Raw genomic sequence first — 13,862 nt, 5'->3', positions numbered from 1 at the left:
TTTAACCGCAGCCGTCAAGGACGGGAAACCCGGTCGCGATGACCGCTCCCGCCGGCCGGAATTTCGAGCCAGCCGCACGCGTCGTGACGCGGCGAATTATCCACGTCACGGCAGACGCGACCGGCGACGATCAGGCCGCCCGCACGCCCGCAACGAAGGTGCTGACCTCGTTCTCGAGCGATTGCAGCTTCTGCGTCAGCCGGCCGCTCGATTGCAGCACGAGGCCGGCAGCCTGGCCGGTTTCCGCCGTGGCGTCGGTGACGCCTGAGATGTTCTGCGAGACCTGGTCGGTACCGGAGGCGGCCTCCTGCACGCTGTGGGCGATCGCCTGGGTGGCGGCGCCCTGCTCCTCGACCGCGGCCGCGATCGATGAGGAGATCTCGTTGACCTCCATGATGGTGGCGCGGATGCTCTCGATGTTGCCGACAACCTCGTTGGTCTCGGCCTGGATCGCCGTGATCTGCGCGCCGATCTCATCGGTCGCCTTGGCGGTCTGGCTCGCCAGCGATTTCACTTCGCTCGCGACCACCGCAAAGCCCTTGCCGGCTTCGCCGGCGCGCGCCGCCTCGATGGTGGCGTTGAGCGCGAGCAGATTGGTCTGCGAGGCGATCTGGTTGATGAGGTCGATGACCTCGCCGATCTTGTGTGCGGCGGCAGCCAGGCCCTGCACGGTGTCGTTGGTGCGCTGCCCGTCGGCGGCGGCCTTGTCGGCCACGCTGGCGGCCTGCGCGACGCGCTGGCTGATCTCGGTGATCGAGGACGACAATTCGCCGGCGGCGGAGGCCACCGTCTGCACGTTGCTGGAAGCCTGTTGGCAGGCGGCGGCAACGAAGCTCGCGCGGTCGGTCGCCTTGTTCGCGGTCTCCGACATGCCCTGCGCGGCCTGCTGCATCGCGCGCGCCTCGTGGAAGACGTCGCGGACGACGGCCTGGACGCTCGCCTCGAACTTGCCGGCGAGGTCGGCCATCGCTTTGCGCTTCTCGTCGTCGGCCTTCTGCTTCAGCTCCTGCTGCTCGGCATGCATCCGGCTGACGGCCGATGCATTGTCCTTGAACACGGCGAGCGCCTTGGCGAGCCCGCCGACCTCGTCGCGGCGATCGGTGTAGGGCACGTCGAACGCGGCATCGCCGGCGGCGAGGCGTTCGGTCAGGGACGTGATCCGGGCCAGCGGCCGGGTGACGCTGCGGCCGATCAGGAAGGACACGCCGAGAACCACGACCAGCACCGCCAGGCATATGTAGGCGAACGTCATCGCGTTCTGACGGAAGACGGCATCGACGTCGTCGAGATAGATGCCGGTGCCGATGATCCAGCCCCAGGGCGCAAAGCCCTTCACATAGGAGATCTTCCCGACCGGCTGGTCGAAGCCGGGCTTCGGCCAGAGATAGCCGTAGAAGCCCGCGCCCTGCTTCTTGACGACGTCAACGAAACCCATGAACAGCGCGTTGCCGGCCGGGTCTTTCATCCCCGAGAGATCCTTGCCGTCGAGCTCGGGCTTGATCGGGTGCATGACCATCTTCGGGGCCATGTCGTTGATCCAGAAATACTCGACCTTGTCGTAGCGCAGGCCCTTGATCTCAGCCATTGCACCGGCCTGGGCCTGATCGCGCGAGAGCTTTCCGTCGCTCTCGAGCTTCTGATAGTGCGCCAGGATACCGTAGCCGATATCCACCATGTGCTGCGTCTTGGCCTGGCGGTCGGCGACCATCTGCGTGCGCAGGGTCGAAAGCGCGATCGGCGCCAGCACGATCATGCCGAGGAGGCTGATGCCGACAATCAGGACCAGCTTGAAACTGATGCGGGAGAAAAACATCGGAGCTCACAAGAATTCGGAGGGCTGATATGTCAGTTTATCGTGCTCGCCTTAGCAAAGTTTTAAGCAAGGAGTTCGCCCGCAACGCCCGCCAAATGTGCATCACGGCGGCACCATTCGGACTCCCTGCCTTGGAATCGTTCAAGACAAGGGCTGGTTGTTTCCTGGCTCCAGGCTTCTTTAGATCTAGAAGACCTCGATATCGCCGCTCCCAGCGTTGACTTGCGGAAGGCTCTGGCAGAACGATCGACGCAGATCACCAACGCCAGAAGTGGCGTGAGCGCAGCCGAAGGCCAGAGCCTCCATGCACCAATCGACACACACCAGATCCCTAGACCTTCCTGCGCTGAGCGCGGCGGAGCGGCTGTTCATCTGGGGATTCAGGGCAAAGGCGCGCAGCGGAGGTGCGGTCCCGACCGCGGCCGATATCCAGCAGGTGTACGATCATTTTCGCGTCGGCGACGCCGTGTTCTCGCTGGAAGCCATTATCGAGGTCTTCGCGTGCACGGCGCATACGGCGATCGAAATACACTGTCCCACCTGCCCGCGCATGTCCGACAGCGAGCACGGAATCTTACGGGCCATCGCCGCGGCCCAGCAGGAGCGCATCGACGTCGTTCGCGAGCAGTTCGAGTGCTGGCTGCCGCCGGTCGGGGCCGATTGGGCACTCGCGCCCGTGCGCGGACTTGCAACGATCTTCCGCATGGCGGGTCTCATCCTGCCCGACCGGCACATCCGGACTTTCGAGCATGATCGGACCAAGGCCATGAAGAGCTGGTTCGTGGGCAGTCCGACGCTGCACTGATGGGACCGCCAGCGATGCAGAACACGTGCACGACCGTGGCAGTCCCGGAGGCGGAGCAATCGCGGCTCTGCCCGCTCCAAGCGGTGCTGTCGACGCCGCGCAGCGTCGAGAGCTATGATCAGTTTTCCCGCGTCGCGCTATCGCTGTTCCGCTTCATCGGAGCGGCCTATGCGACCGGCGCGTCCGATTGCTGGGAAGCGGCCTACCGTTTCGCCGACGAAACTCCTGATATCGCCGACGGCGCATTGCTGGTGGCGCGGGCCGCAGCGCTCGTCAGGATCCTGCGCAGCGGCAGGTCATGCGAGCTGTACTTCATGCCGCCGTCCTGCCGCCGCCTGTCGAAGGACGAAACGGAACTGATGCGGCTGCTCACGGTCGCACGCAGCCGGCAGCTGGGCGAGCTCGAATCCGTCGTTTGCCAGTTCGTGGGCTCCGGGAAGCAGGATGCGACGACGCGCGCGGTCAACGCTCTCGCCTTGTGCTGAGCTTTGACGGGTTCTAGTCGCATCGCGAGCGGCCTTACGCTATCAACATCGCGTGGAGGCGCAGAGCTCGATGCCCTCCATGAAACCTCCAGGCGATCCCAGCGCGACCACCGCTGGGATCGTCGTTCTCCTATATCTTCACCTGACTAACCGCCCTTCTTGCCCAGCACGAGGTCGATCGTATGAGCTGCGATCTTGCGCAGTTGCGGCTCATCGTCGAAGGCACGTTCGAGCACGGCAAGACCCCGCGTCACCGTGACGATGTGCAGCGCCGCAGCCGCAGGGTTGCCGCTGAATTCACCGCGCTCGGCGCCGGCCGACAATGTCTCCTGAATGAGAGCCGTGATGCACGAGACGAGGCCCGCAAAAGCCTCACGCACCTCCTCGTCGAGCCCTTCGCCTTCGGCCGCGCCGAGCTCCATCAAGCCGCGCGTGGTCGGACATCCCCGTGGTGGCGAGCCCGCGCGGAAGTTGGTGATGGTCAGATCGAAGAACGCGGTGAGGCGTTTGCGCAACGAACCGGTGCCGAGCGCCTTTCGCAGCGTGACGAGATACTCGCCCGCATAGCGCTCATAGGCCGTCAGGAACAGCGCCTCCTTGCTGCCGAAGGCGTTGTAGAGGCTGCCACGCTGGACACCGGCATCGCGCGCGATGTCCGACAGCGAGGTGCCGCGCACACCCTTGCGCCAGAACTGCTCGAACGCGATGCGCAGGACGTCATCATGGTCGAACTCGCGCGGCCTCAAGATATCCTCCTGTGTGGGCAAATATTTGACACGATGTCAAAAACGTGGTTTCTAGACAGCGTGTCAAAAACAGATTGGGATTGACAGCAAGTTTCGTCAATGGGCCGAAAACCGCCGGCGCTTGTGCTCCTGGCGGGCCGGACTCGCATGCAAAGGGACCAGTTCATGCCTCTCCTCCACATCTCGATGCGGGCTGGCAAGCCGGACGCCTATCGGCAGGCGATCCTCGACAACCTCTACCGGGCCATGCGCGAGACGCTGAACGTGCCCGAGGGCGATCAATTCATGACCATCAGCGAGCTTGCGCCGGCCAATTTCCGCTGCGGCAACGCCTACGGCGTCGAACGCAGCGACGATGCCGTGCTGATCCAGATCACCGTGTTCGCCTCGCGCACCGCAGAGCAGAAGAAGGCGCTGTATCGCCGCATCGCGGACCTGCTCGGCGAAAGCCCGGGCATCCGCCCCGAAGACGTCTTCGTCAACGTGCTCGATGCGCCCAAGGAGAACTGGTCCGTGGGCCACGGCATCGCGCAATTCGCGTGACGCAGCACGCGCTGCAGCTTTAACTCGCAACACAGCCCTCCATGATCGCGTCGAGCTCGGCCCGTGACAGCATGCCGAGTTCGGCGATGAAGACGATCCGTGATCGCGGCACGCCTGGCGCCGGGGCTTCACCCGGTGCCAACGTCGCGCGGCCGGCGGCGAACTGAAACACCATCATGCGGCCGGGTTGCTCGACGGTCTCGAACAGGCCCTTCGCGCGCGCGAGCTTCGGTGCCAGCTTGCCGATCGCCTGCTGCAGGCGCGGCAGCGAAAGCGGCTGCTCCGAGGTCCAGCTCAGCGTTTCGAAGCGCTCTTCCGCCGGCCGTCGCGGCCCGACCTCGCGCGGCGTCGGCGCGCGATCGACATGCGCGGGAAACAGCAGCGCGGCAGGGATCTCGCCATGGTGCGCGTCGACCACTACAGCAGGCACGCGCTGCGCACGGATCGCCTCGCGCATCCGCAGGCCCGCGCCCTCTTCCGCCAGGTCCAGCTTGCTCAACGCCACGATGTCGGCAACGCGCAACTGCGATCGGTGCAGCGCGTCCTCCAGGGCACTCGGCGGCGCGGTCGCGTCCATCACGCAGAGCACCGTCTCCAGCGGCGCCTCGCGCAGGATCACCGGGTCCATCAGATTGCGCACGATGTCGGCGGGATCTGCGACGCCGCTGGTTTCGATGACGATGTGCTCGGGCTTCGGATCGCGCCGCAGCAGCGTCGAGAGGGTGCGGAGCAAATCGCCCTCCAGCGAGCAGCAGATGCAGCCATTGGCGAGACTGACTACGCCGTCGCTCGCGCCCGCGATCAGCTCCGCGTCGATGTTGATCGCGCCGAAATCGTTGACGATGGCGGCGATGCGCCGCCCCGCGGCGTTGGCCAGCAGATGATTGACGACCGTGGTCTTGCCCGCCCCCAGAAAGCCCGTCACCAGGAGAATGGGGACCGGCATGGATCAGCCCCGGGCGACGGGCCGGCGCACCGGCCTGCCCGGCCGCGCAGCCACATCGAGAATGCCGTCGCTGATCAGCGGCTGACCGCTGACGACCAGATGGCGCACGCCTTCGGAAGGACGATTCATCGCCGTGAAGGTGGCGCAGTCCGAGAGCTTCTCGTAATCGAACACGACGATGTCGGCGTCCGCGTCCTTGGCGAGCCGGCCCTTGGCGCGCATCGCCGGCGTGCTCTGTGACAGGATCTCCGCAGGGATCAGCGCGCATTTGCGCACGCCTTCGAGCAGCGACACAGCCTTGCGCTCGCGCACCCATTCGCGGATGAATTTCGTGAAGCAGCCGGCCGAGCGTGGATGCGAGGTGGCATCATCAGGCAGCGGCCAGGCGTCGCCGGTGTAGGTCGAGCCGTCGGGCAGCGTCCACGGCATCGCATCGGAGGCGATCGCGCCGCCGGGATAGAGCACCGACATGTCGAGCAGGTCGCGGTGATGCGCGTTGTTCTCGGTGTCGAGAATGTGCCAGAGCACCAGCGAGGACGGCTCTTCCGCTTGCGCCTTGAGCAGCTCCTCGCGGTCGCGGAAGCGGTGGCCGTCGGTCACCCGCTGCACCGAATCGTAACCGGTACCGTTGCGCTCGACGAACTCGGGATCGCTGAAGAAGGCCGCCGCCAGCACGGTCGAGCCGGTACCGTAAGGATAGGCCTCGACGGTGATGGGCAGGCCTTGCGCCTGCGCCTTGGCGATCAGCACGCGGCAGCGCTCCACGTCGGTCTTGCTCGACGAGTTGAAATGGCAGATGTGCATATGCGCGCCGGTGGCGCCGGCATAGCCGATCAGGCGGATATAGGCCTCCGCCGCGCTTTCGGGATCGATGCGCGACATGAAGGCGACGTGGGTGAAGGTCGGCACGTCCTGCTTGGCGGCGAGCTGGCACACCGCGGTCAGCTCCTGCACGCCGGCGCCGGGTGCATAGGCGTTCAGGATGCCGATGCCGATGCCGCCCTCGTCGAGGCCGCGCGACAGGCGCTCGAGGATGCCGGCGACCTCTGCATCGGTCGCGACGTTCTCGATCCAGCGGCGGTCGCGCATGGCATTGCCGAATGCCTCTAGCGAGCTCTCCGCATTGGAGCCCGTCATCGCGCCGATACGCGCAAACGCCCAGTTAGCGGCGGCGCCGTAATTCAGCACCCGCCCTTTCCGCGCCTGGCGCTCATACCAGGATGCGACCGGCAGCACCCCCGCCTCGAGATCGAGCGTGGTCGTGACACCGTCGAACGCCTGCATGCGGTCGGCCGGCACCGACTGGCCATGCGCGTGCAGATCAATGAAGCCCGGCGCGACCACGAGGCCGGTGGCGTCGATGACGCGCTCGGCGCCGCCGAGACCTGTGCCGACCGCGGCAATCTTGCCGTCCACGACAGCCACATCGCCGATGGCATCCATCCCGCTGGCGGGGTCCACCACCCGACCGCCAGAGATCACCAAGCCGTTCATGTCGCAACTCCTCCGCGCTGAACTTGTATCAAGGCAGATTCTGGGCGCAACGACCACCTCCACAGAGGCCGACGCATCATGCTTGCACGGAAGGTCATTTTGGCAGTGATTGCGCGCATTGCGCGCGACAAAAGCCCATCACAGCCGACATCGCGCTGGGGGCGGGAAAATTCTTCAAGACAGGCGCCGCGTTCTGGATGAATATATCCAGACCCGTCGCGCCTTGCGAAGCCGGCTTAAAAGCGATGGATCGAATGCGAGCACACGGTGGCCCAACGCGATGCCGGTGAAGTTCAATGACATCCTGGCAGCCCTTGAGTTTGCCAATACCGGTACCGGTGGCGGCCTGGGAGACTTCCGCGCCTTGGTCTGTAGACAGACCGCGGAGATCTACTGCTAATCCTCTTTACTCGGGAGAGTTGGACGACGAACTGCCTGATGACATCGAGAGCGAAGACAAATATATCCCGCTCCCCGACAAGCGCGATCTCGATCTCGGCAAACCCCTGGTGCTCGCTTTTGCCCGCGAGTTCCTGCCGGATGATTTCGATGACGTCCGCTATTTCTTCAGCAAGCGAGGCGCTTATCCCAAGTTCAAGGCCCTGCTCGCTCGACCACGTGCGATCGAGCGCTGGCATGCCTTCGAGAAGGAGGCAACCGAGCAGGCCTTGCGCGAGTGGTGCGCGCTACATTCGATCGAAATCATCGGCTGATGGGGCATTCGTCCGGACACCCTGACTGAACCACTCGCAGAGACGGCTCTGCCGTCTTCTCGCCCCCATTGTCGTTCAGTGAGCGAGGTGGGGCGGCATTATGGTGGGCAAAGTTCCCAAAGGTTCCGTGTGATCGTCCGACGTCTTCTGCAACACGACTCCCGTCATTCCATTTCGCGCCGCGCGTTCCTCGGCGGCTTTGTGTCGGCCGGGAGTGCGCTCGCGCTCGGTGGATGCGCCGGCTTGGGTGCGACCGGCGCCCGCTTCGACGCCTCGTCCCTTTCCGTTGAACCGACATTGCTCGTCACCACCACGCGCAAACCGGTGAATGGGGCTCGTGCCAAACCATGGTTCGGGCCGGAGCGCGCGACCAGCATGACGGTGGCACGGGCAAAGCTGGTGGCGCCGGACGAGAGCCGTCTTTCCCTCGCTTCGGTTGGCCTGGGCAATTGGCGCCTTGATCGGGTCGAGCCGGTATCGGCCGACGTTGGCGAACTCGCTGCGCAGGCCGGCAGCGGAGACGTGCTGATCTATGTGCACGGTTTCAAGCAGACATTCGAGACGGCGGTGCTGGATGCCGCCTTTCTCTCCGACGGGATCAAGTTCCGCGGCCGGACCATGGCGTTCTCCTGGCCCTCCAAGGCCGGATTGTTCGACTACGCCTATGACCGCGACAGCGCGATGTGGTCCCGCGACGATTTCGAACGCGTGCTCTCCGCGCTCGTGTCGGCGCCAAGCGCCGGCCGCGTGCACATCGTTGCGCACAGCATGGGAACCATGCTGACGCTCGAAAGCCTGCGTCAGCTCTATTCGCGATACGGCGACACCGTCACGGGCAAGATCGGCTCTGTGGTGTTTGCCGCGCCAGATATCGACATGGACGTGTTCTCGTCGGCGATCCAGCGGATCGGTCCGCTCGCCGGCAAGATCACTGTGATTGCCGCGACCAACGATCGCGCTTTGGCGCTGTCGGGCCAAATCGCAGGTGGCATGACCCGGGTCGGCGCCGCCGAGAAGGCTGCCATCGCCCGGCTCGGCGTGCGCGTGGTCGACGCCTCCCAGGAAGGCTGGGGCATCATCAACCACGATCTGTTCCTGTCGAATGCAGAAGTGCTGCGCGTGATCCGCCGCTCGATCGACGGCACGACGGCGTAAGGGAGCGCCCGCGCGACGTTCGTCAAGCGATCAGACGCTGCACCAGGGCCGACTCGCTCGAATAGGTCAGGAGCGCTTCGTGCGTCGCCCGCGTTACGCCGACATAGGTGAGCCGGACACATTCCTCGACGGTCTCACCGTGACGGCCGAGCAAGCCCAAGCCGGCAATGGCGACGCAAGGAAACTCCAGCCCTTTCGCGGTGTGCATGCTCAAGAACCGCACGGCCACGCGCTTGACTGAAATCCTGTTGCGATTGTCCTTGGCCATGTCGATCGGCACGTTGTGCCTGGCAAGGATTTGCGCGACCCGACCGCCGATCCAATGCTCGGGATAGAGACACGCCATCTGAGACCACTCATAACCGGCCTTTTTCCGGTCGAGAAACCATTCGGCGACGCAGTGAGCTTCTGCGTCCACGCTCACGCAGCGCTGCACGGCCGGCTCCAGTCCCTGCCGTCCAGCATCTTCGGGCAACAGGATGGCGTGCTCATCGTCGGCGGTGACGCCGGGAGCGCCGATGACGTCTGCGGCGAAGCGGCGGGCAAAGGCCACGATCTGCGACGTGTTGCGGTAGTTGACCTTCAACACGGTCGTTCGGCCCTTCGCCTCGATCCCGAGCTGACTCCACACCGGACGCTCGCGTCCCCTGTAGATGGCCTGGATGTCGTCGTAGACGACCATCAGCGCCTTCGTGCGCGGGTTCACCATCTTGGCCGCAAGCGCGAGCCATTGCGGCTCGAAGTCGTGCGCCTCGTCGATGAGGACGGCGTCGTACTGCTCCATCGGGATATGGCCTTGGTCTACCGCCTTCACGACCTCCGACACGCTCGCAGCCAGCCGCGCTGCGTAGTCCGGATAGTCCCGCTCCGACGGGGTGGGAATCCCGTAGGTCCGCAGCATACGGTAACACCAGGAATGGAAGGTGAGAACCTGAACGCGGTTCTCAACGCCCCTGCTCTGCATGGCATCCTCGAGCCGCCCGGCGATGCCGTTGGCGTAACACAGGATGAGCACCGGCTTTGCCGCCGCACGTGCCAGATATTCGGCGCGAAAGGCCAGGATCAGGGTCTTGCCCGATCCGGCGACGCCGCGAATGATGCGATGCCCCTCGCCCAGACTGCGCGCGAACTGCTCCTGATGCATATCCATGACCGCAAGCGTGCGGTCGGATGGATCGCCAGTCGCGTCGTCCAGCGGCAGGGCAATCTGTCGGATGCGGATCTCGGGAAAGAGAAGTGCGCGCAGCCGGTCGAACTGCGGCATGGAGAGCGGCTCCCCGAAACGCGGATGAACCATGCGCCACAATCTGGACCGGAATTCCTCGGGATCCGCGCCCTCCGTCATTTCGTCCTTGAACAGACAGAGATGCTCCGAGAACACCTCCTTGAGATCGGTCTGGTCGAACTGCTTGCGCGTGATGTTGGTGAAGACGGCGCCGAAACTGAACGGAACAATGGCCCGGCCCATGTAGCGATGGCCGGGCGGAAACAGCAACTGCCCGTCGCGCTCCAGCGTGCGGACGACGTCGAACGTATATTTGCGAGCCTGCTCGAGCGGATTGCTCTCCCGTACGACACCACGATTGGTCAGCAGCTCGACTTTCGTCTTGTCCGCCGCAACGATCGTGTCCAGGCGCCAGTCTTTCACCTCGAGCACGAGCAGGCCATTCGTGGGATGAACGATGATGAAATCCGGATGCCGGTTGAGAGGGCCGACAGGAAGGTTGTGCCAGACGACGGCATTCTCTTCGAGGAAGTCCTTGAGCCGTTCTGCGAGCCGCAGCTCCCCGCGGCTGTCGAAGCGTGCGAAACCCAGACTAGGGATCAGGATTGCCATGTCAGGACCGCGAGCGCCTCCGCGGACCGCCCCGTGGCCATTCGTCCAACCGAGCGGTCTCTCACGGCTCCCATGGTCGCCCAGAGGGCGCAACTTTCAATGGCTTAGGATTTGGGCGCGCCGCTCAGAACAAAGCTGCGAACTCTCCTGTAGGGGCAATCAGCCGTTTGGCGCGCCGAGCTTCTCAATTGACCCGCTTGACCAGTGGGCATTCGCTCTCAGTCAACGAGGAGTAGACTTCGTTGCTTGGGACCTTCTCGAGCACGTTATAGTATTCCCAGGGAGCCTTGACCTCGGACGGATCCTTCACCTGTACAAGGTAGAAGTCGTGCACGAGCTTGCCGTCCTCGCGCAACCTCGCGCCGCGTGCGTAGAAATCGTCGACGGGCGTCGAGCGCATCTGCTCCAGCACCGAATCCGTCGCATCCGTGCCCACGGCAGCGACTGCTTTCAGATAGTGGCTGACACCGGAATAGACCGCGGCTTGCGGCGCCGTGGGCATGGCGTTGCGAAGCTTGAAGAAGCGCTGGCCGAATGCCCTGCTCTCGTCATTTAGCGCCCAGTACCATGCCGTCAGGGTGGTCAGGCCCTTGGCGATTTTCGCGCCCATGGCATGGACGTCGGTGTCGAACATGAGTTCGGCCACGGGCTTCTGGCTGCCCGTGTTCATGCCGAACTCGTTCCACTGCTTCATCAGGTTGACCAGCTGGTCGCCGGCATTGGCGAAGGCGATCGCCTTCGCGCCGGACGCCTTCGCCTGCAGGATGAACGAGCTGTAGTCCGCGTTGCCGATCGGGTGATACACCGCCCCGAGCGACTTGCCGCCCGCCGCCGCCAGCACGCGCTGCGACTCCGACACCATGTTCTTGCCGAACGCGTAATCGGCCGCGATGAAGAACCAGGTGTCGTAGCCCTGGCTGACCAGGGTGCGGATCGGTCCCGACACCAGATTGTAGGAATCGTGCAGCCAGGCCAGGCCGGTTCGCGAGCATTGCTTGCCGGTCAGTTCGGTGGTCGCCACCGCCGAATAGACCGCAATCTTGTTCTTGTCGCGCGCGAGCGACTGGATCGCCAGTCCCACGGCCGAATTCGACACGTCGGCGACCATATCGACGCCGTCGACGTCGAACCATTTGCGGACGATGCCGACGCCGATGTCGGGCTTGTTCTGGTGGTCTGCGGTCAGAATCTCGACCTTGATCGACGGCACCAGTTTCTGAAAGTCTTCCGCCGCCATCCTGGCCGCCGTGACGGAGCCCGATCCCGACAGGTCGGACAGCGGCCCGGCCTGATCGTTGATGATGCCGATCCGGACCACGCCTCCCGAGAGTTCGGCGGCGCGAGCGGCCGGAAAAGTTGCGATGAAAGTCCCGGCGACGAGAAGGCTAGCGATGCGGCCGTGCCAGATCATGCGAACACCTTTCCAATGATGGCGCTTGTGGCTTTCCTCCCTGTCGCGAACGAGCTTAAGCCGCCGTCGCTTTTGCCTTGAGTTTCAAGACCGCCTTCTGCACCGCGGCTGCGCGCTTTTGCAACCAAGGCTCGGCTTCGCGGCGCATGCCGGAAATCAGCTCACGCGGCGCATTCTGCACGGTGATATCGAACGGCGGCTGCGGCTGGTATTCCAGCATCAGCTGGAGTTTTTTCGCAACCTCTTCGCCGCACAGTTGAGCGGCGACCTGAAAACCGAAATCGATACCGGCGGTGACACCGCCGCCGGAAATGCGGTTGCGGTCGACTACGACGCGTTCGTCGACGGCGATGGCGCCAAAGGCGGCAAGCTGGTCGCTCATCAACCAATGGCAGGCTGATCTGTATCCGTCGATCAAGCCTGCGGCCCCGAGGATCAGACAGCCGGCGCAAACCGACGTGATGTAGCGCGCCGATCCACCCTTGTCGCGAACGAATGCGATCACCTCGTCATCGTCCATGGTGGCGACCTGCCCAGGGCCGCCGCCGATACAGAATACGTCAAGCTCCGGGCAATCGGCGAAGGTCGTCGTCGGCAGCAACGGCAGGCCGACGTCGCTGACGACGGGCTCGATGCGCTTCCACAGGAGATGCATGCGAACGTTCGGCAGACGGGCAAACACTTCGAACGGCCCGGTGACATCCAGCTGGGTCATCCCCGGATAGTACAGAATTCCGATCTCGATCCGCTTGCCGGACATGCCGCGCCTCCACCGTTTTATGAAACGATGTTGACAGCAGAGGCCGTTTGCCAAAATGTCATAATACGCGCAATTCCTGCCAAGACTTTCGTGTCGAGCCTTTCCCATGACAAAGGCGCAGCCAATGGCCCGTTCGGCCGCCCGCCGTGTGGTCTTCGTCCTGTTCGACCAGTGTCTGTTGCTCGACTTCGCCGGGCCGCTGCAGGCTTTCGAGCTGGCCTGCGAAACATCGCAGACGGGACGTGCTCCCTATGTCTGGCAGACCTGCTCCTTGAAGGGCGGACCGGTCAAAACCTCGTCCGGCCTTGAAGTAATGACGTCGGCGCTCGCCGATTGCGACCTCCGCAATATTGACACCCTCATCGTCGGCGGCGGCCCCGGCGTTCATCGTGCGGCCGCGGAGGCGGCCCTGATCGACTGGTTTCGGCTCGCCGCGCCGAAGGCCAGACGCGTCTGCTCGGTCTGCACCGGCACGTTCGTCCTGGCCGCGGCCGGCCTGCTGCGCGGGCGGCGCGCGGTCACCCATTGGGGCTCCTGCGACCTGCTGCGCGAAAAATACCCGGACGTTTCGGTGCAGGTCGATCCGGTCTTCGTGCATGACCGCGGCATCTAGACATCGGCAGGCGTCACAGCGGGCATCGATCTCGCGCTCACGCTGCTGGAGGACGACCTCGGGCATCGCGAGGCCATGCGCATCGCGCGCCGCCTGGTCGTGTTCCTGAAGCGGCCCGGCGGGCAAGCGCAATTCAGCGTGCCGTTGTCCCTACAGGCCTCTGATGACCGGGCATTCGAGAAGATATCGAACTGGATGCAAGACAATCTCGGCGGCGACCTGCGTGTCGAGAAGCTGGCTGAGCGAGCCGGCATGAGCCCCCGCACCTTCGCGCGGGTGTTTCGCCAGAAGACCGGCCGCACGCCCGGCAAGGCGGTGGAAGAGCTTCGCGTCGAGGCCGCCCGCCGCGCGCTCGAAGAATCCGCTTCTCCCATCAAGGAGATCGCCGCGCGCTCAGGCTTTCAGAGCGAGGAGCATCTGCGCCGCGCGTTCCGCCGCCGCCTCAACGTGCTGCCGCATGATTACCGGGTCCGGTTCTATCAAGGGCAGAGGCAATGAAGGAAGGTCGATTGGCCTGACCTTTGCGCGATCAGCCGGTCGC

At 64.4% G+C, this 13,862-nt stretch carries 14 protein-coding genes; 7 read left to right on the top strand and 7 right to left on the bottom strand.

Going from position 1 to position 13,862, the window contains the following annotated elements; all coding sequences use genetic code 11:
- Positions 1-130: 130 nt before the first annotated feature.
- Positions 131-1,813, bottom strand: coding sequence for a methyl-accepting chemotaxis protein (locus SE91_RS04510; protein ID WP_061846724.1), 1,683 nt, complete (start codon positions 1,811-1,813; stop codon positions 131-133).
- Positions 1,814-2,117: 304 nt separating this feature from the next.
- On the opposite strand from SE91_RS04510, the gene SE91_RS04505 reads away from it, so the two are divergent.
- Together SE91_RS04505 and SE91_RS04500 are read left to right on the top strand one after the other, a co-directional pair.
- Positions 2,118-2,618 carry a hypothetical protein gene (locus SE91_RS04505; protein WP_061846723.1) on the top strand — a complete coding sequence of 167 codons (501 nt, stop codon included), beginning with the start codon at positions 2,118-2,120 and terminating at the stop codon, positions 2,616-2,618.
- Positions 2,619-2,632: 14 nt separating this feature from the next.
- On the top strand, positions 2,633-3,103 hold the full coding sequence (locus SE91_RS04500) for a hypothetical protein (RefSeq protein WP_061850953.1): 471 nt from the start codon (positions 2,633-2,635) through the stop codon (positions 3,101-3,103).
- 146 nt (positions 3,104-3,249) lie between these two features.
- On the opposite strand, the gene SE91_RS04495 is transcribed toward SE91_RS04500, so the two are convergent.
- Positions 3,250-3,849, bottom strand: coding sequence for a TetR/AcrR family transcriptional regulator (locus SE91_RS04495; protein WP_061846722.1), 600 nt, complete (start codon positions 3,847-3,849; stop codon positions 3,250-3,252).
- A 165-nt stretch (positions 3,850-4,014) separates the two neighbouring features.
- Here SE91_RS04495 and SE91_RS04490 point away from each other — a divergent pair, with 165 nt between their 5' ends.
- Positions 4,015-4,392 carry a tautomerase family protein gene (locus SE91_RS04490; protein ID WP_061850951.1) on the top strand — a complete coding sequence of 126 codons (378 nt, stop codon included), beginning with the start codon at positions 4,015-4,017 and terminating at the stop codon, positions 4,390-4,392.
- A 19-nt stretch (positions 4,393-4,411) separates the two neighbouring features.
- Here the strand turns inward: SE91_RS04490 and SE91_RS04485 are convergent, their stop codons facing one another.
- Complete coding sequence (locus SE91_RS04485) at positions 4,412-5,338, bottom strand: CobW family GTP-binding protein (protein WP_061846721.1); 927 nt, start codon at positions 5,336-5,338, stop codon at positions 4,412-4,414.
- Between the two features lie 3 nt (positions 5,339-5,341).
- Complete coding sequence (locus SE91_RS04480; protein WP_082813896.1) at positions 5,342-6,871, bottom strand: amidohydrolase family protein; 1,530 nt, start codon at positions 6,869-6,871, stop codon at positions 5,342-5,344.
- 380 nt (positions 6,872-7,251) lie between these two features.
- Between SE91_RS04480 and SE91_RS04475 the strand changes: the two genes are divergently transcribed.
- Both SE91_RS04475 and SE91_RS04470 read left to right on the top strand, forming a co-directional pair.
- Positions 7,252-7,545, top strand: a complete 294-nt coding sequence (locus SE91_RS04475; protein ID WP_245318320.1) for a hypothetical protein — start codon at positions 7,252-7,254, stop codon at positions 7,543-7,545.
- A gap of 129 nt (positions 7,546-7,674) precedes the next feature.
- A complete protein-coding gene (locus SE91_RS04470) occupies positions 7,675-8,700 on the top strand; it encodes an alpha/beta hydrolase (RefSeq protein WP_008544961.1) in 1,026 nt (341 codons plus the stop codon).
- A 22-nt stretch (positions 8,701-8,722) separates the two neighbouring features.
- On the opposite strand, the gene SE91_RS04465 is transcribed toward SE91_RS04470, so the two are convergent.
- The 3 genes from SE91_RS04465 to SE91_RS04455 all read right to left on the bottom strand — a co-directional run bounded on the left by SE91_RS04465 (position 8,723) and on the right by SE91_RS04455 (position 12,762).
- Entirely contained in the window at positions 8,723-10,630 is a 1,908-nt protein-coding gene (locus SE91_RS04465; RefSeq protein ID WP_245318319.1) for a DEAD/DEAH box helicase, read from the bottom strand.
- A gap of 91 nt (positions 10,631-10,721) precedes the next feature.
- Positions 10,722-11,948 carry an ABC transporter substrate-binding protein gene (locus SE91_RS04460; RefSeq protein WP_063921284.1) on the bottom strand — a complete coding sequence of 409 codons (1,227 nt, stop codon included), beginning with the start codon at positions 11,946-11,948 and terminating at the stop codon, positions 10,722-10,724.
- A 55-nt stretch (positions 11,949-12,003) separates the two neighbouring features.
- The gene (locus tag SE91_RS04455) at positions 12,004-12,762 is read right to left on the bottom strand and encodes a DJ-1/PfpI family protein (RefSeq protein ID WP_245318318.1); all 759 of its coding nucleotides are present in this window, start codon (positions 12,760-12,762) and stop codon (positions 12,004-12,006) included.
- A gap of 70 nt (positions 12,763-12,832) precedes the next feature.
- Between SE91_RS04455 and SE91_RS37470 the strand changes: the two genes are divergently transcribed.
- Together SE91_RS37470 and SE91_RS37465 are read left to right on the top strand one after the other, a co-directional pair.
- The gene (locus SE91_RS37470) at positions 12,833-13,321 is read left to right on the top strand and encodes an AraC family transcriptional regulator (RefSeq protein ID WP_245318317.1); all 489 of its coding nucleotides are present in this window, start codon (positions 12,833-12,835) and stop codon (positions 13,319-13,321) included.
- 75 nt (positions 13,322-13,396) lie between these two features.
- Positions 13,397-13,819, top strand: coding sequence for a GlxA family transcriptional regulator (locus SE91_RS37465; protein WP_245318316.1), 423 nt, complete (start codon positions 13,397-13,399; stop codon positions 13,817-13,819).
- Positions 13,820-13,862 lie beyond the last annotated feature (43 nt).

It is taken from the genome of Bradyrhizobium sp. DOA1 (assembly GCF_001593325.1).
GTDB lineage: Bacteria > Pseudomonadota > Alphaproteobacteria > Rhizobiales > Xanthobacteraceae > Bradyrhizobium.
Note: the sequence above shows the minus strand (reverse complement) of the source record. Positions and strands in the feature narration are given on the sequence as shown.

What these genes read in the sequence shown, in the direction of transcription:
- SE91_RS37465 (WP_245318316.1), top strand. Translation starts at nt 13,397, where the DNA reads ATGCGCATCGCGCGCCGCCTGGTCGTGTTCCTGAAGCGGCCCGGCGGG.
- SE91_RS04510 (WP_061846724.1), bottom strand. Translation starts at nt 1,813, where the DNA reads ATGTTTTTCTCCCGCATCAGTTTCAAGCTGGTCCTGATTGTCGGCATC.
- SE91_RS37470 (WP_245318317.1), top strand. Translation starts at nt 12,833, where the DNA reads ATGGCCCGTTCGGCCGCCCGCCGTGTGGTCTTCGTCCTGTTCGACCAG.
- SE91_RS04500 (WP_061850953.1), top strand. Translation starts at nt 2,633, where the DNA reads ATGCAGAACACGTGCACGACCGTGGCAGTCCCGGAGGCGGAGCAATCG.
- SE91_RS04460 (WP_063921284.1), bottom strand. Translation starts at nt 11,948, where the DNA reads ATGATCTGGCACGGCCGCATCGCTAGCCTTCTCGTCGCCGGGACTTTC.
- SE91_RS04490 (WP_061850951.1), top strand. Translation starts at nt 4,015, where the DNA reads ATGCCTCTCCTCCACATCTCGATGCGGGCTGGCAAGCCGGACGCCTAT.
- SE91_RS04485 (WP_061846721.1), bottom strand. Translation starts at nt 5,338, where the DNA reads ATGCCGGTCCCCATTCTCCTGGTGACGGGCTTTCTGGGGGCGGGCAAG.
- SE91_RS04505 (WP_061846723.1), top strand. Translation starts at nt 2,118, where the DNA reads ATGCACCAATCGACACACACCAGATCCCTAGACCTTCCTGCGCTGAGC.